Annotated in this window: 17 protein-coding genes; 5 read left to right on the plus strand and 12 right to left on the minus strand. The window is 53.5% G+C overall.

What is annotated here, in order from left to right; translation table 11 throughout:
* Window positions 1–46: 46 nt before the first annotated feature.
* Window positions 47–970 carry a hypothetical protein gene (locus CU102_RS29330; protein ID WP_133624353.1) on the minus strand — a complete coding sequence of 308 codons (924 nt, stop codon included), beginning with the start codon at window positions 968–970 and terminating at the stop codon, window positions 47–49.
* 635 nt (window positions 971–1,605) lie between these two features.
* Between CU102_RS29330 and CU102_RS02535 the strand changes: the two genes are divergently transcribed.
* The gene (locus CU102_RS02535; RefSeq protein ID WP_106709358.1) at window positions 1,606–2,433 is read left to right on the plus strand and encodes a response regulator transcription factor; all 828 of its coding nucleotides are present in this window, start codon (window positions 1,606–1,608) and stop codon (window positions 2,431–2,433) included.
* A 4-nt stretch (window positions 2,434–2,437) separates the two neighbouring features.
* Window positions 2,438–2,920 (plus strand): hypothetical protein, encoded by a 483-nt coding sequence (locus CU102_RS02540; protein ID WP_106709359.1) that lies wholly within the window; start codon window positions 2,438–2,440, stop codon window positions 2,918–2,920.
* A 22-nt stretch (window positions 2,921–2,942) separates the two neighbouring features.
* On the opposite strand, the gene CU102_RS02545 is transcribed toward CU102_RS02540, so the two are convergent.
* The 3 genes from CU102_RS02545 to CU102_RS02555 are packed head-to-tail and all read right to left on the minus strand — an operon-like array spanning window position 2,943 to window position 6,354.
* Window positions 2,943–4,046 (minus strand): hypothetical protein, encoded by a 1,104-nt coding sequence (locus CU102_RS02545; RefSeq protein ID WP_106709360.1) that lies wholly within the window; start codon window positions 4,044–4,046, stop codon window positions 2,943–2,945.
* A 35-nt stretch (window positions 4,047–4,081) separates the two neighbouring features.
* Window positions 4,082–4,783, minus strand: a complete 702-nt coding sequence (locus CU102_RS02550) for a N5-glutamine methyltransferase family protein (protein ID WP_106709361.1) — start codon at window positions 4,781–4,783, stop codon at window positions 4,082–4,084.
* A 50-nt stretch (window positions 4,784–4,833) separates the two neighbouring features.
* Entirely contained in the window at window positions 4,834–6,354 is a 1,521-nt protein-coding gene (locus CU102_RS02555) for an oligosaccharide flippase family protein (RefSeq protein ID WP_106709362.1), read from the minus strand.
* A 266-nt stretch (window positions 6,355–6,620) separates the two neighbouring features.
* On the opposite strand from CU102_RS02555, the gene CU102_RS02560 reads away from it, so the two are divergent.
* The 3 genes from CU102_RS02560 (at window position 6,621) to CU102_RS02570 (ending at window position 9,631) form a co-directional block, all read left to right on the plus strand.
* Complete coding sequence (locus CU102_RS02560) at window positions 6,621–8,183, plus strand: glucosamine inositolphosphorylceramide transferase family protein (protein ID WP_106709363.1); 1,563 nt, start codon at window positions 6,621–6,623, stop codon at window positions 8,181–8,183.
* A gap of 424 nt (window positions 8,184–8,607) precedes the next feature.
* Window positions 8,608–9,285, plus strand: a complete 678-nt coding sequence (locus CU102_RS02565) for a sugar transferase (protein ID WP_106709364.1) — start codon at window positions 8,608–8,610, stop codon at window positions 9,283–9,285.
* Between the two features lie 79 nt (window positions 9,286–9,364).
* Window positions 9,365–9,631 carry a hypothetical protein gene (locus CU102_RS02570; RefSeq protein ID WP_106709365.1) on the plus strand — a complete coding sequence of 89 codons (267 nt, stop codon included), beginning with the start codon at window positions 9,365–9,367 and terminating at the stop codon, window positions 9,629–9,631.
* 350 nt (window positions 9,632–9,981) lie between these two features.
* Here the strand turns inward: CU102_RS02570 and CU102_RS02575 are convergent, their stop codons facing one another.
* From CU102_RS02575 to CU102_RS02610, 8 genes are all read right to left on the minus strand, one after another.
* Window positions 9,982–11,280, minus strand: coding sequence for a glycosyltransferase family 4 protein (locus CU102_RS02575; protein WP_106709366.1), 1,299 nt, complete (start codon window positions 11,278–11,280; stop codon window positions 9,982–9,984).
* Between the two features lie 14 nt (window positions 11,281–11,294).
* The gene (locus CU102_RS02580) at window positions 11,295–12,521 is read right to left on the minus strand and encodes a glycosyltransferase family 4 protein (protein ID WP_106709367.1); all 1,227 of its coding nucleotides are present in this window, start codon (window positions 12,519–12,521) and stop codon (window positions 11,295–11,297) included.
* A 365-nt stretch (window positions 12,522–12,886) separates the two neighbouring features.
* Window positions 12,887–13,627, minus strand: a complete 741-nt coding sequence (locus CU102_RS02585; RefSeq protein WP_106709368.1) for a TfuA-like protein — start codon at window positions 13,625–13,627, stop codon at window positions 12,887–12,889.
* 8 nt (window positions 13,628–13,635) lie between these two features.
* Window positions 13,636–14,892, minus strand: a complete 1,257-nt coding sequence (locus CU102_RS02590; RefSeq protein WP_166648284.1) for a YcaO-like family protein — start codon at window positions 14,890–14,892, stop codon at window positions 13,636–13,638.
* Window positions 14,893–14,962: 70 nt separating this feature from the next.
* Window positions 14,963–15,391 carry a hypothetical protein gene (locus CU102_RS02595; RefSeq protein ID WP_106709370.1) on the minus strand — a complete coding sequence of 143 codons (429 nt, stop codon included), beginning with the start codon at window positions 15,389–15,391 and terminating at the stop codon, window positions 14,963–14,965.
* 108 nt (window positions 15,392–15,499) lie between these two features.
* Window positions 15,500–15,751, minus strand: coding sequence for a hypothetical protein (locus CU102_RS02600; RefSeq protein WP_106709371.1), 252 nt, complete (start codon window positions 15,749–15,751; stop codon window positions 15,500–15,502).
* 30 nt (window positions 15,752–15,781) lie between these two features.
* Window positions 15,782–17,809 (minus strand): AfsR/SARP family transcriptional regulator, encoded by a 2,028-nt coding sequence (locus CU102_RS02605; RefSeq protein WP_106709372.1) that lies wholly within the window; start codon window positions 17,807–17,809, stop codon window positions 15,782–15,784.
* 377 nt (window positions 17,810–18,186) lie between these two features.
* The gene (locus tag CU102_RS02610; protein ID WP_106709373.1) at window positions 18,187–18,546 is read right to left on the minus strand and encodes a hypothetical protein; all 360 of its coding nucleotides are present in this window, start codon (window positions 18,544–18,546) and stop codon (window positions 18,187–18,189) included.
* Between the last annotated feature and the right edge of the window lie 208 nt (window positions 18,547–18,754).

The raw sequence follows: 18,754 nt of genomic DNA on the forward strand, positions 1-18,754 counted from the left end.
GCAGACCATTGTCACATCAGGCAGGGTTGCCTGTTTCTTGTTGCTGTTATGCCTCGGTGTCGTCGCCAGAGGTGTGGGACTCGTAGCTGCCGTTGATGACAGATGCATCGAAAGCGTTTTGGGAAAGATTTGCGCCCATAACGATTTCCTGTGTGAAGGCAGTTGCTGTCTGGTTGACTGCTGCGCTTGCTGCACTGGAGCCGTTCACATCGTGACCTGCTTCGATGCCGCCGTCAGAGCCGCTGTTGCCATGGCCGCCACCAAAGAAGCTGCTTTCCAAGCCGCCCCAGCCGCCCCAGCCGCCGCTACCACTGTCAATGCCGTCGCCGGCATGAGCCGTGCCGCCAGTTCCGGTCAGCGATACGCTGCCCGAATTGGTCTGACTAATCTGGTGAGCCTGATCGTTATCGACGAGGTCGATAACCTGATTCAGAGCAAAACCGGTGTCATTACCTCCACCACCGAATGCGTCGTTGAAGACGTTCGAGAAATTGACGTCATTACCTGGGTCGTAGTCGATATTTCCACTTTCCGTGATAAATATATTATCAAAGGTATTGCCGTGCAGATCAAGATCGGCAAAGTCATCATCGGTCGGCAGATAGCCATCAAGGTCTACATCTACGTCGACGTCGACATCGACTTCAGTGCTGTTCTTGTTGATGTTGAGATTGCCGTTGGCATTAAGATTGCCGTTTAGATTGCCGTTTAGATTGCCATTGAGATTGCCATTGCCATTCCAGTTCTCTGAGCTGGAATATTGTTCCTGATCCTGATCCTGATCCTGATCCTGCTCTTGTTCCTGCTCCTGCTCCTGCTCCTGTTCCTGTTCCTGGGCTTGCAATTGAAGACCCAGCGCAGCTGCGAAGGCAGCAGCATCGGCGTCAGCGGATGCATCACCTGGATGATAATTGTAATGATTGTTCTTGTTAGACATAACAAATCCTCCGATGTGCCTCGGAGCAAGCAAAAGCCTCTATGCATTTCCAACGAGGTTATAGTGCGAGCCCGAAAAGCGTTCTTCGTTAAGCAAACATCAACCATTCATTCAGCATTCAGCGCGAAGCCGGATACTAAAGACGCAATACAAGACTGATGTTTACGGTGCTGTTGCTTGGATGCCCCCACTAAAAACCACGATATCCAAGCCAATGAACGTTAAGACTCAAAGAGCGATACAGTAAGCTAGCAATTCTGATTAGTCCCGAAATGAGGGATTTGGCGGCAATTCGCTACGCGTCAGAAATCGTGAAATACCACAACTTTTCAGTCGCTTGCGGGGACGAGGCCCAATCGACCCAAAATCGGCATGAAGCAATTTGTATGATTTATAATCAATATTGTCGAGGTAAAGGTCTAAGTAAATGTGGCCGTTGTCTTCCCCGACGCAGCTAGCGTATCGAACCGATAAATATACAAACCCTTTGACTCATGTCACGGCCGCGTCACGCTCCTTTTATTAATCCTCTGTTAATCAACACGTCTAGCCGGGGGCTTAAAGACGTGGTGAAGAAACTGAACAAAAGAACTTACAGAAACTAAAAATCGAAAACGCAAATAAATCCTGAGAGAAATACTTCTCATCAAAGGGCGTAGGGGGCAATTATGTCTGGAAATATACCGCGTACAATCGGCGACCATATCCAGTATGGATCAAAAATTGATGGTGATTCCAAGTTCAAGAGTGGCATCTTCATTTATGCTGAAGCAGGGGCCGTTTTCCAGGGATTGGTACAATCTCTAGAACGGACATTCCCCGAAATTCGGGTGAACCTGTCCAGCAAGCTGCTGGAGTCGGATGAGTTCGACGAGGACATTGGCCTCGTTCTGGTCCACACTGGTTTCGTCATCGAACTTAATGAGTGCATTGCACGCTGCAAGCAGCGCTTTCCGAACGCTTCTGTGACATTGATGATCGATGAGCACAGCACCGGCATGCACGAGCTGAACAGCCTGTTCGATCAGCGCCTGGTTCAGGGGCTTCTCCCATTCAGTCTGAAACTCGATATCTGGCTGGCAGTCATCTGGCTGCTATTGAATGGCGGTGAATACTATCCTTCCACCATCGCTCGTTCGATGGAAAAGCCCTTGAGCAACGGTGGTCAACCTCAGTTGTACAATGGCCAGATCAAGAACACCCTGAATGGTGGCAGACCGATCAAGACATTGACGCTACGCGAGCACCAGATTCTGGAACTTCTCTCGGAGGGTTTGCAGAACAAGATCATAGCCGATCGGCTGACGCTCTCGGAACACACGGTCAAGGTCCACGTCCACAACCTTATCCGCAAGCTGCGCGTTCACAACCGCACACAAGCTGCTGCGGTATATCGGAACAGCATGGACCAGGAGGCGTTCCAGCCCCCTTTTAGGGGCTACACCCCCCCGATCGGGCGGTTAGATAGTTCCCTAGAAATGGGCCGGGTCGTATAAAACAATGTCCCGCATCAATGAGGTGCTGATGCTGGTGGGCAAACTCAATTACACGTGGACGAACACCGAAAGTCTGTTCATCTACTTGATTGCCCACCTGCTCAACACAAATAAGGAAGCAGCAACGGTCATTTTCCTGACGCTGAATACGACCAGGGCAAGAATTGACTTACTTGAGCGGCTGGCGAAAATCAGATCAACACCGCCTGAAACCAAGGCGGCTGTGCTGCAGATCACCAGCCGAATGACCCGTGAGCAGCGCCTGCGCAACAAATACAATCACTGCATCTATTCGTTCGACGAAACTGGACACAACGCATCAACGCAGTTGATGCGCATCGTCGACATGAACGACAATTTGAAATACGGAAAAGTCGAAGCGCTGGACGATGCGGAAATGTTGAGAATTCAATCAACGATCGATGCGATTGTAGATGTCAACAAGTCCATCTGGTCCTTCATAAGGCTCAAGAACATCAGCGTTTAGAGCGCTCTCACAGAGAAGCCTCTCAAAGAAAATCATCGCCATTCAGTCGGTTCCAGGCCTCGCCGGCCAGGCCGTTGAAGAACGCATTTCCATCCGAGAATGCATCCAGCACGCGCGGATCGCGTGAATGCACAACCGTGGACGACCGCTGAAAAAATATCCCTTGCCGCACCATCATTGCCTGTAGGAGATGTGGTTGCGTGCGGGCACGTATGGCCGCGACGCCCAAGGAGCGCGCATGGTTTAGCAGGCTGTCGAGCACGGCCCCCTCTCGTTCCTTCACAGCCAGAATTTGCAGCACCCGTGCAATTCGTCCAGGAGAACCGTGGTAGAGATAGGCTCCGATCGGCACGCCATTCCGCGATCGGACGACCCGGCTGTGCATTGCACCGTAGGTCGACTTGGTTGTCGCCTCATTCAGGATGTGTCTAAGATCCGGTGCGTCCCAGACGGGACGCAAGCCAAAGCGCTCCAACAGTGATGGAATAATGCCCACAAGCGAGTCGTAGTCGATATCACTGTCGACAAATCCGTTCAGCTCGGGAACCGGAGCCGATTCCGGATGACTGCCATTGGCCAGCTTGAAACCAAGAGCATCAAGCGGCCTGGCCAAAGGCGCCAGACGGCGCATCCCCTGAAATCGGCCGGCGGCAAGTTCGATAGCAAAGGCTGTTGGCCGGAACACTCTGACCCATTCCAGGCTGTAGGCCGGCAGCACTGTGCCGCGCAATTTGCTCCACATGATACGCGAAGTCTCATTGGCGGTCTCACTTAGCGAGACGTCCTGTGGGCCTGCCAGAAACGCTCGCAGCAGACGCGCCCCCGCAAGCGGGTCGTCGGCATGATCTTCGACCATCAATGGACCACAAATGGCTGCGCGAACAAGCGAACCGTCGAGCGACATTCTGAGCGGAATCGAACCGATGAAGCCGTTCAGAACACCATCGCTGCGAATGTGCACTTGGGAAATAATGTCTGAATCACCACGCGACGGATTGAGGTAGAGTTTGGACAGGTAATCGACGAGCGATTGAGGCACGAATGCCTTCGAGGTCTTGAACATATTCCAGAACATGTTTGCGACCGCAGGAATGTCCCGCGGCGTGATGCTTCTGACTTCACTCATCGCAATCCTGTCCAAGCACTCTACTCCTTGATCAATCATACTTGTTTTCGGGCGACCGCGACGCGCGGGATACCCGCCTCATTGTCGACAAACGAGATCTGATCATACGCTGCAGCCCTTGAGAGGAGGTGCGCGACTTGCTGATGCTGTCCTTCGCCGAATTCAAAGGTCAGGATGCCACCCGGCCGAAGAAACGGCACCGAGTCGCGCACAACTCGCTGAAGGATCGATATGCCGAACGGCCCGCCGTCAAATGCCTCCCGCGGCTCGTTGACGAGAAGATGCGACAGGCCATCCTCCAGACGCCGCGCCGAAATGTAAGGCGGATTGCAAATGATCATATCCACTTTGCCGGTCAATGCTTGCCCGTTCATCGCGTCGAACAAATCACCCTGAAATATCTTAACACGCAGGTCAAAACCCAATCTCTCGACGTTCCGGCGAGCAAGATCAACTGTTTCATCAGTAAGATCCGCTCCCAGCACCCGCGCGTTGGCTATCGCACCAGCGACCGCAAGGCCGAGATTTCCAGATCCGCAACACATGTCGATGACAAGTGGGCCAGTTGGTTCCTTCGCCAGAATGTTAATCGCAGTAAGTCCAAGCAATTCGGTCTCTTCGCGCGGCACGAGGACGCCTGGTGCAATCTCAAGTTCCACACCAAGGAATCGGTGTAGTTTCGCCGAACCTGTGGGAATGCCCGATGCAAATTCTGTTGTCCGCGTTGTCTGTTGCATTGTTCCTCTCCTGTCGTCAGCGGTCGGGCGATTTCTATCGACGCGGCCGGTTAGAGTTCATTGGGTGCCTTGCTGCCTTTCAATAAAAAACCGTGGATGCTTCCAAAAAAACAAAGATACAGCGTCCCGAGCACGCCGGAGTAAATCGCGGCTCCTGTCAAAATCTGCAGGCCAAGCTGTGTTTCTGGTGAAATCGGAAGACTCGAGACCCAGATGACACCTGCCACCATCGCAATCAGCGCTGGTGCAACGATCGAGGCGTTACCTCCGACCGTCTTCCAAGCAACACCGCCGTAATGGCTCTGCAACCAGATCGTCACGCAAATTGTAATCAATCCAGCCATCAGCTGACCGATTGCAACGCCAACTGTACCAAACGGCACAGAAGCCAGGATGAATGTCACTGCGATGGCCGCATTCAAAAGCGAAATGAATGGCAGACGGCGCACCTGTCCCGTCAGGGACAGCAAGGGTTCGGTCAGGACGTTTGGAACATAGAGCATATAAACGAGGGCGAGGATCGAGGTGAGCGGAGCGGCTGGATGCCATTGTTCGCCAAGAAGGAGCACAACAAGGTTCTCAGAAACGAGAGCGAGTCCAATGAAGATTGGCGTTGCAAGAGCCAACAGGACCGGCAGGAATACCGCCGCCTCCCTACCAACATTTCGTTTCAGTTCACTCTCGCTATGCTCTTCCCGTACGGCACGCCTGAGACTAACCCAAGCGATCAGACGGGCCGGTTCTTCCATCAATTCGGCAAAGGAAGAGCCAAGGCGCTCTGCCACCCGGTAATAACCGACGCTGGTCGCGCCGAGAAAAATGCCAATGATGAAAGTCACTGCGTAGGTGTGGAAATAAGCAACCATTCTCGTCGCGAGAATATAGCGGGAGAATTCGGCAAGCTCGCGCACGACAACCCAATGCAAGCGCAGGTGCGGAATCCATTTCGTCGCCACAATCGCGCAAGCGAGGTAGGTAATCTGCATGCAGAATTTGCCGAAGGCCAGGGCGAATATCCCCCAGCCGGACATGAGGCCAAACAATGCCGCCAGTAGGCCAACGCCCTCGCCCACCATGAGAAAAATGGAGTGTAATTCGGCGCGGCTCTGTCGTACCAGTAGTCCGGCATAGACGGCGCTCAATGTTGAAAACACCACCCAGACAGAGAACAGCGCCAGGAGCTCACCAGCAAGGATCATATCGAAAAAATCATACATGACAGCGGACGCCAGCGTTCCAACACACATGGCTATGGCGCCGCTCACGAGCGCAGCGGTGGCAATCTGGTCAAACAAGGAGCGGTCTTCCCGACAGCTCATGAGAAACTCGCGGGACCCAGCCTCGGATACCCGCGTCAAAAAAATTGCCACAGCAAGAGTTAGCGTATAAACGCCGAATTCAGCGGCCGAAAGCATCCGCGCGGCGAGGATAAAAACAGCCACCTGCGCAAGCTGCGCCGAAACTCGCGACGCCATTGCAGCAAAGCCCATCACAGCCGCTTTTTTAGCGGAGACGCTTTCCGTGTTCTTCTGTACGACCTGTTTCAGGACAGTATCCCCAATTTCGCCCAAACTCCGATGGCACCGGGTCAATAGACGTGCTGACTTATTGTTTTCATTTGAGATTTTGTCTCTGGCCCATAAATGAGCGCTCTATAATTGATACCAGATTAGCGGTCTTTATTCAGGAACTATCTTGCTAATCAATTAGATTAGGAGTCCTAGACGACCACCACGTAAAGTGTGACATTCAGGCTGGGATCGTGTTCAGCCAAAAAAATTGCGACGTAAAAAAACGCGCTTTTGGGGCCTGAGTACACTGGACTTTTGGGGGCGATATGTCGAAGCTTCGCATTGGCGTTCTAGCGGCATCAATGGATCAATTGCGGAATTGGGAACTCAAACTTCTCAACGACATTCTGACTGATGATCAGCTCGATTTTTGCGCGGTTCTGTTGACCAAACCGTTCGCGGCACCAGCCGCACCATTGTTAGGCCGGATGCTGTACAGTTTGGATAAGCGGGTATTTGCGCGTCAGCCGCCTTATCCTGCCAAGCAGGTGCTATCCCGCTTGCGAACCCGACCGGTTGTGAACCTTCTTGACGGCGATGACTTATCGAACTTGAATCTCGACGTTGTCATCCGCCTTGCGGCCGAGCCGCTTGCGGATGAATTGCTCAAGAGCATCCGCTTTGGCGAATGGACTTTGAGTTTCACCGAGACACAGTCTTCAACCTTTGATTGGACAGGATTTTGGGAGGTCAAAGAACAAGCGCCTTTGACGATCACCGCAGTGAATGCACGTCAGGCTTCCGAAACCGAGCCCAAGACACTTGCGACAGCAGCCTATAACACCAAGTTCAGTGCCGCACTGAACGGCGCGTTCGTCGAAGAAAAGTCAGTCATTCTGATGATGCGCGAATTGAGGCGGCTTGCGGATACGCGTGAACTCAAGGTTCAACGGCAAGAGCGATTGAAAGCCAAAACTGCCATGCCAGGCACGCTCGATGCCGCCGCCTACCTGTTCAGACTGGGAGGCAATGTTCTTGGAAAAATCATGATCCAGGCCAGATCCAGGCTTGGTCTCGATGCAAGAAGCTGGCGTGTCCATATCGGGCGTGGGACGGTCGAGAACTTCTCTCCCGGGCAAACAACCGAGCTAAAGCTCGCTGACGGCATGTGGGCCGCGGATCCTTTCCTATTCCGCTGGAACAACGAAGACTATATTTTCTTCGAATGCTTTCCGAATAACCGCCAGAACGCCTGGATCTCAGTTGCGAAATTGACGGATAATAAGGTCGAGCTGCTCGGCACCTGTTTGCGGACGAGCTATCATTTGTCATATCCATTCATCTTCAATGATGGTGGCGACATCTTCATGATACCTGAAACGCATCAGACAAATCGTGTCGAGGTGTGGCGTTGCACGCAATTCCCGCTACGATGGGAACTCTATGCGACGACACTGGAGGGTCAGAGCCCGGCCGACACAATCATGTTCCGAGCCCATGGACAATGGTGGCTGCTCACGTCGCTGTCGGATCATTACGCCTACATGGATCACTGCAGTGAACTTTATGCATTTGCTGTCGATGGCCCAGCGCTACGTTCAGTTGTTCCGCACAAGCGCAATCCCGTCCTTATTGGCAGCGACGTTGCCCGAAATGCCGGTCGCGTCCACATGGTGGACGGCCGTTTGCTGCGGCCATCCCAATGCAATTCGAACGGCACCTATGGCTACGGACTCAACATCCAGGAAATCACGAAAATCGATAGCGATAATTATGCCGAGAGCGTTGTCAGGCTTGTAAGACCTGATTTCATGTCCGGAATTGTCGGATGCCACCACATCGACGTTCTTGGCGATCGCTTTGTCATTGATCTGTGCAAAGCCAAATAATACCCGGCAATTCAGCAGCGGCCCATCCGAAAGCGGAAGTTTGACCGGTATTTATTGCCGATTCTGAAGACTTTTTGACGAGTATTTCACGATTATTTTATCAACCATAAATCTTCCCCCGAATCATTAGTAATTATTGCTAGGGCTCGGGAGTATGCCGTTAATCACTATTAATTATTGACGGAAAACCAATATACTATACCTTATTTGCACAAGCAGAATCATAAAAAAGAACACTATAACAATACACTAACGACAATACTTGTACATATTGCGTATAACTTGTCTTGGTATTGTATCCAGCTTTGATAGTTCTTGGGGTATCAACGAGTGACGCTGATCGCGGAGTGACAATCTCACGATCTGAAAGCAACGTGCTTGAAGGGCGTTCAAAAATTCGAAAGGGTGGGTCGGGGCCAACATCATGTCGTACATATCAGAACCGCTGATTGAACAGCGGGCCGAAAACACGCCGGTAAAAAGCCGGTTTCTCTATGAAACGGCCAAGAGGACGCTCGATATTGTTTTTGCGATCGCTGCGCTCATTTTTCTCTTCCCCGTTTTGGTTGGCATCATTGTCGCGCTGGCAATGCATGACGGCTTTCCGGTCGTCTTCAAACAGCGACGTATCGGGTTGAACGGAAAAGAATTCACTTGTTACAAGTTCCGTACCATGGCGAAAGATGCAGACGCGCGCCTGGCGGCATTGCTCGCTGAGTCTCCGGAAATACTGCGTGAATGGACGGAAAGCCAAAAGCTCAAGACCGATCCGAGAATACACAGACTTGGACGATTTTTACGCGTCTCAAGCCTCGACGAGCTGCCTCAGTTCATCAATGTCATTCGCGGCGAAATGAGCATTGTCGGGCCGCGACCTATCGTGATGAACGAAATCTGCCGTTACGGGGACTCGTACCGTTACTACAAGGCGATGAAGCCCGGAATAACCGGCTTGTGGCAAGTCAGCGGCCGGAGCAGCACCGGCTATGAAGCCAGGGTTAAACTCGACACCGACTATTTCAAGACGCGATCCATCTGGGTCGATTTAAGGATCATGATACGCACGGCCTGGGTCGTGTTCCTAGCGAAAGGCAGTTGCTAAAGCAAAGCACCTGCCTTCTCGCGGCGACGGTACGACCAGACAATGCGATTTCACACAACTACTATTGCCCGGGGTATTTATGCGTCACCGCCTGCAGACATTTTGTCCTTCAAAAACGGTGCATTCGCGCATCGTGAATGCCCTGTGGATCGAGAATGGTGGCACACCCTGGAATATGCCGCCCGATTGGGAACCGGATCGCGCTTGGGCGTCGCAGCTGGATCTGAACCTGATACCCAATCTCGGTCCGATGTCTGTGGCAATTCTGGAAGAATGGCTCGCGGCCGGCGACGACGAAGATCCAGGCGAAGAGAACGAGGCTCCTGAACCGGAGCCCAAAGAGTAGCGGTCAGATAAGGCGCCAGACCACAGTCCAGAAAATTACGCAGATCAAAAGGGCTGCCCAACGAATCAGATACTTTTCCTCGACCATGTCGAAAAAAGACTTCGACCGACGGTCGTCGGATGATTTCAAATTCTCTGATGAATTTTGCATCGATCTCTGGAGTTAGGACTCGTCGATCAAGATCGCTGATCTAATCCTGAACTAGGCCAAATGTTGGCCGCGCCAAGGATTTAATCACCTCTCTCACCCCTCAATACAGACTATAAGCCATAAATATGAATAAATGGATAGCCGTAGGGGCCCGTTCAACGTGGTATCCTCAAAATGTGTAATCCATAGTGTCCAAAAAACTACAGCGAACCCGACAATGGCTGAGCCGATTGCGCGGCCGGCGGACGAACCTGGAAAGAATTTGCGTCCAGTCGTTCTTGCTCGGCGAGACGCGAACGATAGAGAGCAATGAATTCGTTGCACCAGCTCTGGGGCGTATTTGCCAATCTTGGCGAGAGCTCAAAGGCGAGCTCACTCATTTTATGAACCACCATGTCGTCATCCAGTTTGGCAAAGGCGTCGGCCAGGCTTGACGCGTTTGGCTGTTGAGCAACGATACCGCAACCCAGTTGGTGGGCTTCGTTGGCCACGAAGGCGGTCTTGAAGGCCACAATTGGAATACCGCTTTGCAGGCTTTCATGGGCTACCAACCCAAAGGGCTCGGGTAGCCTGCTCGGCATGACGACAAACCGCGCGTCCTGCAACAACCGGTTGATTTCTTCATGCGTGCGCCATCCCTCCCATTGGACATCGGGGTAGCGCTGCAGCAATTCTGTGCGGAATGCTCCATCACCGATGACGCGAAGTTTGCGGCCGACACGGCGCGCAGCCTCAGCGGCGATATCAACGCCTTTTTCGAATTCCAGCCGGCCAATGATGAAGATATCGCTGTTCTTCTCCGCCGTAACGCGTGCTTTTGCGAATGGCTTGACTGGATTGAGCACAGTCTTGATGCGTTCCCTGGGGATGCCACCCCGCTCCAGCCAAGCGTTCATCATTGGATGGATCGATGCGATCGTGCAGTAGGAATTCGACAGGTCCAGCAATTGCGTGCGCAGCCACGAGCGCGTGAAACGCCACAACTTGTCTGCATAGCGCCTTTTGTCGCAATTGGAGACGAGGCATTTCCCGCTCAAAGGCGTCAATTCACAAACGGTGTTCTGTTTGAAATTGGCGTAGCTGCCGTTCGGGCATACCAGCGTGAAATCATGAGCCGATACGACCAATCGGTCGTGCACGGGCTTGAGCGCAGAGAAAATCGACGGTGACAGGATCTGCGCCCACGCATGGACATGATAGATGGTGCCCGGCGTGTCGTTGTGCTGAATGTAACGGCGGATCGCCTTATGAGCTGCCACATTATAGGCGCCGTTGATGATGCGTTTGTGTATGGGCAATTTCAGCAGCGGTGCGCTGCCAAGCCCAGCAACCTCGATCTCATCGTCATGCAAAGAAAAATCCGCACCGGAATCGCCGCTGAGAAAAGTCACGGGAATGCCGGCCTCAAACAAGAGCCGTGCGGACAAGAGAGCTAGCGCTGCCGCTCCGCCGCTCGCTACTGCCTCGTCGTTGATAATGACAACACGTTCCAGAGTCATTGCAGCCTCCGCAGCTATAAGATCGGACGCATCACGTTCGAATTGGCCTGTGGTTTGGTTTTCATCGACAGGACCAGGCCGTTCGTCCTGACCCAAGTTTCGCCGACCGCAGGCGCGTTGGCCTCGATCTGATCCACTGTGGCCTGAACCGCACGCCGTTCGAACTCCTTGCGAACAAGGGCAGCGATCTTCTTCTTGAAATTATCCTTGCTGAACCGCAATGAATGGGCGCGGATCGCCGCCGGCGAGAAACTGTCGGCCATGGCTTCAAAGCGCTTGACGCTCTCGGTGAGGCTATCGACGGTCTGCTCGAAAAACAATACGCCCGAGAGACCGTCGATAACGGTATCAACTGCTCCACCCCGCCCAAAAGCAATCACAGGTCTACCGCTTGCCATCACCTCAACTGGAACAATGCCGAAATCCTCTTCGCCCGGGAAGATCAAAGCCTTGCACCGCGCCATATGGCTCTTCAACGATGCGAAGGGTTGATGATCGAGGAACCGAATGGTTGGCCCGGCACGGCTCTTCAGTTTTTCCATTTCCTCGCCGGTACCAATGACGACGAGGTTCTTGTTCATCGCGGTGAATGCATCGACCGCCAGGTCGACACGCTTGTACCCGACAAGTTGTCCTGCACACAGATAGAAGTCTTCTGTGGTGTCGGAAATTGCGAAATCATCAACTGAGACCGGCGGATGGATAACCACCGCATCGCGCCGGTAATATTTCTGTACACGGTTGGCGATGTGGCGCGAATTGGCCACAAAACAATCTACCCGGGCACTGGTCGATACATCCCACTGCCGTAGCCACGATGCGATGAACGGCATGAACAGTTTCTTCACGAAGCCTGCGCTCGAATGGTAGAAGAAGTAATGATCCCAGATGTAGCGCATCGGCGAATGGCAATAGCACACGTGCACCGCATCGGGCTTGGGTATGATCCCCTTTGCCGGACCGGACTCGCTAGAGATGACCAGATCGTACTCGGTCAGATTCATGCTCTCCAGCGCCAATGGCATGATAGGGAGAAGCATTTGGTAGTACTTCTTGGAGCCCGGGATTTTTTGCAGGAATGAGGTGGTGATCTTGTGGTTCTTCAAGCGGCCCGAGATCGCGTCCGGATTATAGACCAGCGTGAAAATGTCGGCGTCCGGATAGAGCTCGCTAAGAGCTTCCAGTACTTTTTCCCCACCCCGCATCGACAAAAGCCAGTAATGGACAATTGCTACTTTCACGACATCGCCCCTCAGCTGAAACCTAGCCCTGCCGCGCACCGGGAAGGCGCGCAGAATGCGGCTGGTTTCGTTGTTATTTTGTATTGGTAAAGCTGGACGGATTATGTGTAGTGCTACGCCGGAATTCCAAATTCAATTCTAATAGAATTCCGGCGTAGGTCCCCCACTGACTGCCCGCTTGCTCCCACACACGTTCTGATTTTCTTATTACTTTTTCATGCGTTTAAACTTGCGACCACGAGATCAAAATTAGGTGCACCCCCGTTACGCAAGCGTGACTCAAAGGTAATTTCGTCGATTTTTAGTTATTTTCAGCCTAATCAATAGGATTGTACGTCGATCGGGTAAGGCCAACCTAAACGCTTCTAAACGCGCAGCTTGCGCCATTGCGAGGTTTCATTGAATTGCCACCCGGCAAAATCGGTGGCCACCTCTCCGAGCGGGGCAAAACGTTTCCGCTCCAGCAGCGCATCAAGCAATGCCTCCGCATCCTCACGTTTGATATTGCGGATGTGCGGTTTCAGCCGCTCCGCGGCGTGATCGATATCGGACGAAACAGCATCGAAGATGCGCCGCCACGTGCGTTCCTTGAAGAACACAGCATCGGCTTTGGCGCGAACGAGGTCGCGCTCATCGGCACTGATCGCTCCGGCCGCCAATGCCGCATCGAGCGTTGCATCGACCGTGACCATCGCCTCGCTGAACGCGACGTAACCGAATTCAGCCGGCGCGTGCACCTGGGCAACCGCTGCATCGTCTTCCAAACCGCCAAACGCATAACGCTCAAACACTTTGCCGATACCGATCATCCCAAAGAGGTGGCATTCGGCAGCGCGCAAGGCGCCCATGCTGGCGGCGCCATAGACGACGGCGCCCTGTGACAGCGCGTGAAGAATTTCCTTGTGCCAGACGGCGGCGACATCCTCGAAGCGCCCATCGACCAGGCCGATGACGCGAAAGCCCTGATCCACGGCATGGGTAATGTCACCGCATTTCGCCGGGCCACGGCATGTCAGCGCATATTCGGGCAGGACACGATCTTCGCCGGCACGTACCGGCACGAACTCTGTTCCGGAAAGGCTTGGACCTGCAAACAGGATTTTCATCGCCGCTCCTATTGCCGCAACATGGCGTTGAGCGCCCGCCCGCCGAAGCGGTGCTTGCGTATGCCGGCCGGGCTTTCGAGCTCGTTGACCAATACGCGGCACACCGACATGTCATATTCCTCGCCGCCAAGCGGCACGGCAACGACGCTGGTAATGCCGCGCTGGCGCAGCGGCTCGAGATAGGTTTCGAGATTGGCGCGCAAATGCGGTTCGGGTTCATCGAACCGCCAATGATCGGCGGGTTTGGCGTGAATATAGACGGAAAGATCGGGCGCGAGACGCTGGTGATACTCCGACGGATCGAAATCGTCACGCGCGCCGGAAATATTGGTGATACGCGTCTGCGCTGCCTCGGTGACCGCCCGCATCGCCGCCACCCGCGGCGACAGATGGCAGCCATAGCCGGCAGCGAGGTCGAAATGCAGATAGGTTGCGTGGTGTGTCGCAGGGCTGATCGTCGCCATGAACACCGGCAGGCCGATGTCCGACGTCACGTTGAACAGCCGCAGGACAAAGTTGGCCGCAGCGATCCGCTCTGCCAGCCAATGAATGCCGCTATCGGCAAACACCGCAGGATCGACGCAACGCGCCTCTACCCCGGCGTCGCGCTGGAAGCGCCAGAGTTCGGTCGCGTCGCGCTCGACGCGTTCACACAATCCGTGAATGACGGCTTCAAGCAGGCAATTGCCGGAGGCAAGGCCGTCCGTCGACTGGGAGTAGCGAAAGGATCGCCGCGCCGAGGTGAAATCGAGCGAGACAAGTTCGCGCGGCACGAATACCGGCTTTTGTTTTATGAGGTCGAAACCTTCGACCCAATAGTCTGTCTCTTCGGGGCCGGCCTCGTCAGCTCCGCGCATCAACAGCATACGGCCGTCAAACACGTCATGGCCAGCGTCGCGCAATTCGCGGCGGCTGGCGGCAAAGGACGTGACCGGAACATCTTCAGCAATGGCGATCTCGGCGGCTTCCATCACAGCGGAAGCGCGAGCGTGAGCGGCGCTGACGCCCTTGCCCTGGCTGACGGCGAGTGTGCGACTGTTGGGACGGACGGCCATCCAGACTGGAATGCCGATGCGATCAAGGCCGGTGACTTCGGCCATGCGCACGATACCCAAGCGAGAAAAATGCGGGCGCAACCGGTTCACGGTCTCATCCGCATCAATCAATCGCGTAGACGATGGTTCACCCGGGCGGAAAGCAGAGCGAAGATTTGCTTCGTCTGCCGCCAGCCGGTCAGGAACCGGAACCCCGGCTAATGGTTTCATTGCCACTCCATCAGCCTGCCAATTACGCATCCATTACAAAACTATCCGAAAATCCGGACAGTCATACAGCTCAATTTAGCCCGGCGGGGCTCGCTGAAGACATACGCTCCGACGGATTGCTCCGACTATCAAATGAGAAAGCCCGGTCCGATGGATCGCTGCGGCCGTCAAACGAGAAGGCCCGGTCCGACGGACCGCTACGGCCGTCAAACGAGAAGGCCCGGTCCGATGGATCACTGCGGGCATCAAACGAGAAGGCCCGTTCCGACGGATCGGTCCGGCCATCGAACGCAAAAATTCGTTCCGATGGATCGCTGCGGCCGTCCCTAGCAACCATGTCGTTGCCGGTTAAACCGCTAATCGAGTTCAGAAATTCATGGCCAGCCAGCCCCAAAGATTCGATCACATCCCGATCGAGACATTCTGCGCTGCGTGTTTCCATGTCCACAAGCCAAAGCTTGTTGCTGTTTGAATCATTCACGATGTAAAACTTTGCCATGCGAATAACCTTTCTATGAAGGAGAGCCCACGTGGCAAGGGTATGACGATTCTAATTCAGATCAAGAAGAAGAATCGCATTGTCATCAATTTCAGCAAATATTTTTATTTATTTTTTACTCCCCACGGGATCTTCTGAGAACATTTGAGCCTGGATATCTGAGCGACTATTGGTGGCGATAGCAATGGTTACGCCCTTCGTCGTGGCAATACCGTTCTTTCGTGCCTTATTGATAATCTGAATAATATCAGCGTTGGCTGCATTTGAAGCTTGTGTCAGCGGCTCTGCGCTACGCTTATCCACATCGATCAGCCATAGTTCATCGCTTCCGGTCTCACCGATAATGAAATACTTCGCCATGCTGTAGTCCTTCTGTTGAGAAATTTAAGATTACTGGAACCCTGCTTGTCGCAGCGATGCTTCGTATCTTTGTCGTTGTTCAGGCAGTCTGACGCCCAATCCTTTTATCCAGTCATCGATACGAAAATTCGGATTATCCTCGAGCGCATAAGTCCTGAACTCATTGGCCTTTTCCCGCTCTCCCAACATGGCCCAGCAGGCCGCCATAAGACGGGACGCCACGCGAGGATTTTGCATCTGTTCGAGCAGGGCAATAGCTTCGGAATGCCGTTCAAGGTTATGCAATGCGCCACCGCCAACCCAATAATAATAGTCCGGCGCAAGCGGATTGTGAGCGATCGCTTGACGAATCTTCTCAAGTGCCTGATCGAGTGCTCCATAGTGCGTCAACGCATCGGCATAATCGGCCAGAAGATCAGCGTGTTGTGGATTTATCGCCTCGCCTTGGTCGAAATATTCCAGGCTCTCATCAAATTTGCCCAGGTACATGCTGATTGTACCGAGTTCGCGCAGGGGTCGCTCGTCGTCCGGATCGGCTGGCGCCGCCCTCTTGGCAATCTGCTCGCCTTCAAGCAAGATATCCTTCTCGCTTCGCGCTTTTACAAGCCATTCTCGTTGCATGGTTCGTGCGATACCGCTGAGCGCCGGCACAAAATCCGGCGAGGCGGTAAGAGCATTCTTGAAAGATTGCCGTGCCTGGCGCAATTTCCCCAGATCAAGCTTTTCGAAATCCCTCTTGCCGATCAGATACCAATAGTAGGCATTCGGGTCCTGGAACAGCTTGTTGTAACGATCGAGTTCCGATTTTTCGATAACCGAAACGACGGACAGGATGATGCGGATCGACAGCTGCCTGTATTGCTGTTCGGGCAGAACATAGTCGAATTTCTGTTTCTCGGCCCAGACGATTTCCTGGGTGGCAACGTCGATGAGCTTAACCGACAGAAAGCAAAAGCCGTCGCGGCGCACGATCTTGCTGTCGACAGCATAATTGACACCGAACTGCACGTTTAGCCCTGAAAAGTTATCTACAGTCGACTCCGTCACCACTCTTTTCGACGTATAGGGTGCAACGACCGAGAGCGTGCGCAGGCGGCAAAGGCCGATGGTGATATCGTCGACCAGCGAGGCCGCGAGCTGTTCCATCGGATCGGCCGGATTGCGTGGCATATAGAGCACCATCACCCTCGGCAGCCCGGCCTCTTTGTTCTGTTCAATCTGGGTTGCAGCACGTATCGAATGTGGCAGCTGGATTTCCGTGCCGTTGCCCTGCAGCGGGCTGATTGGCTGCGCCGGTATTATGAGCCCGCGCGTTGTTGCTGGCGAAAGCTTGGGCAGGAGTTGCTGATAGAGCTCAATGGTCTCTTCTTCGGGCTCCACATCCAAGTCATCACGCAACTTCTTCGTGCATTCGCGGAAGGTGCGCTCAACCTTGGCAATCAGCCCGAGCTGCGATGCGGTCTGCATCAATGTGCGATAGCCGACTTCCTGATAGGGATCTATCTCGATCAGCTTGCGGGCGCATTGGCGCTTTTCATCGATGCTGACGCCGACGGGCTTGTTGACCATCCCCAATAGCATGGTGATCAGATCGTCGCGCAACCTGACGCGCTCCACATCCAGCCATTCGTCGAAATCGGAATTCTGCGGTTCGTTCTGGCCGAGGAGATCGCCGGCATAGATATCGCACAGGCCGAGGACGGACTCGATATCTCCCTTGCGCGCGTAGTTGATGTAGTCGAGCAGATCGATGCGAAGCAGCTCGGACTTGACCTGCGACAGGTTCAGATAAACGTAGGTTGCATCGCCCTCGATGAGGTTCAATCCGTACTGTTCCTGGAACTTGCGGATGCGCGCCAGGCTCTGGCGCAGGTTCATGGAAGCGTGGGCCTGATCGGTGTCGGACCAGAAGATTTGCGAGAGCTTACCACGCGAAACGGAATGGTTTTCATTTTCCAGTAGCAGGTAGACCACGATCCGCAAAAAATTCGCGGGTACGCGCGGGACCAGTTGCCCGCCCAGACTAACAGTTGCCTCTCCAAAAACCGCCAGCTTCATTCGTTCTAAACCTTGGATTTTATTTGATTTTTACGTATTCAGTTCCTGCGAATTCATTATTTTTATGCACCATGCAATTTAACTCTACTATAGCTTTAAGTAGTTCTCTATAGGGTATGTTATACAAAAGTCTAATAAATTGGCATTAACAGCGCCACTGCTTTTCATGCGTTTTGCTCCCTCCAAAAAAAGCGCGCAAACAAACTTTGAGCACACCTTCGTTGAAACAAGGTGCTGCCGTTAAGCTGAGTTGTCAGCGATCTATGAAAGTGTCGGGAGCATACCTCCCGAACGCAAATTACTATGGACGCAAGTATTCAACAGAAGCTTGTTTTGTTTCCCTCGGAAACTATGTTTGTACTGAACAGCCTGCTTCCCTAGCTGTTATTGCCCATCAACCTGTGCTCTCGAACAAACGAGCCGATGCTGCCGAGAATCCCCTCGACGAACTCCAGCTGCGTATCAAGAAACATGATACGCTGTTCGTAACCCTGAATTGAAACCGTCAGGTCATCCAGACGCGATTCGTAGGCATTGGTGTCGTTCTGGCCTGACATTGCTTCCAGCGTGAGGGCTGCATCCGCAGATGTGTCGGTAAATCGCTTGCGCAACCCGGCCTTTTCGCGTTCGATTTCGGCAAGCACCTGGCCGAGTGTCGTCTGCATGCGTGTGAAGCGCGAAAAATCGGTCTCTCGGTCCCGCCCGAGGCTTCTCGTCGAAAATCCGAACATCCCCATGTTCCCGCCTCCTTGCAGATGCACATCCGAGCAAACACCTGTTTTATCATATCGCTCATCACGTGGCGAATTATTGTGCTGACCGTCCGCACCAGGCGAATCAACCAAAGTGTCAGCGCTTCGTATGTGTCCTACGATAATGCCGAGGCAGCCCCGCTTCGGTCAACTCAATCGAATTCGGTATGTGGATATCCGGCGGTGGCAGATG

It is taken from the genome of Phyllobacterium brassicacearum, assembly GCF_003010955.1.
GTDB lineage: Bacteria > Pseudomonadota > Alphaproteobacteria > Rhizobiales > Rhizobiaceae > Phyllobacterium > Phyllobacterium brassicacearum.

What these genes read in the sequence shown, in the direction of transcription:
- CU102_RS02585 (WP_106709368.1), bottom strand. Translation starts at nt 13,627, where the DNA reads ATGAAAATCCTGTTTGCAGGTCCAAGCCTTTCCGGAACAGAGTTCGTG.
- CU102_RS02540 (WP_106709359.1), top strand. Translation starts at nt 2,438, where the DNA reads ATGTCCCGCATCAATGAGGTGCTGATGCTGGTGGGCAAACTCAATTAC.
- CU102_RS02535 (WP_106709358.1), top strand. Translation starts at nt 1,606, where the DNA reads ATGTCTGGAAATATACCGCGTACAATCGGCGACCATATCCAGTATGGA.
- CU102_RS02570 (WP_106709365.1), top strand. Translation starts at nt 9,365, where the DNA reads ATGCGTCACCGCCTGCAGACATTTTGTCCTTCAAAAACGGTGCATTCG.
- CU102_RS02560 (WP_106709363.1), top strand. Translation starts at nt 6,621, where the DNA reads ATGTCGAAGCTTCGCATTGGCGTTCTAGCGGCATCAATGGATCAATTG.
- CU102_RS02610 (WP_106709373.1), bottom strand. Translation starts at nt 18,546, where the DNA reads ATGGGGATGTTCGGATTTTCGACGAGAAGCCTCGGGCGGGACCGAGAG.
- CU102_RS02595 (WP_106709370.1), bottom strand. Translation starts at nt 15,391, where the DNA reads ATGGCAAAGTTTTACATCGTGAATGATTCAAACAGCAACAAGCTTTGG.
- CU102_RS02590 (WP_166648284.1), bottom strand. Translation starts at nt 14,892, where the DNA reads ATGAAACCATTAGCCGGGGTTCCGGTTCCTGACCGGCTGGCGGCAGAC.
- CU102_RS02600 (WP_106709371.1), bottom strand. Translation starts at nt 15,751, where the DNA reads ATGGCGAAGTATTTCATTATCGGTGAGACCGGAAGCGATGAACTATGG.
- CU102_RS02575 (WP_106709366.1), bottom strand. Translation starts at nt 11,280, where the DNA reads ATGACTCTGGAACGTGTTGTCATTATCAACGACGAGGCAGTAGCGAGC.
- CU102_RS02565 (WP_106709364.1), top strand. Translation starts at nt 8,608, where the DNA reads ATGTCGTACATATCAGAACCGCTGATTGAACAGCGGGCCGAAAACACG.
- CU102_RS02605 (WP_106709372.1), bottom strand. Translation starts at nt 17,809, where the DNA reads ATGAAGCTGGCGGTTTTTGGAGAGGCAACTGTTAGTCTGGGCGGGCAA.
- CU102_RS02550 (WP_106709361.1), bottom strand. Translation starts at nt 4,783, where the DNA reads ATGCAACAGACAACGCGGACAACAGAATTTGCATCGGGCATTCCCACA.
- CU102_RS02545 (WP_106709360.1), bottom strand. Translation starts at nt 4,046, where the DNA reads ATGAGTGAAGTCAGAAGCATCACGCCGCGGGACATTCCTGCGGTCGCA.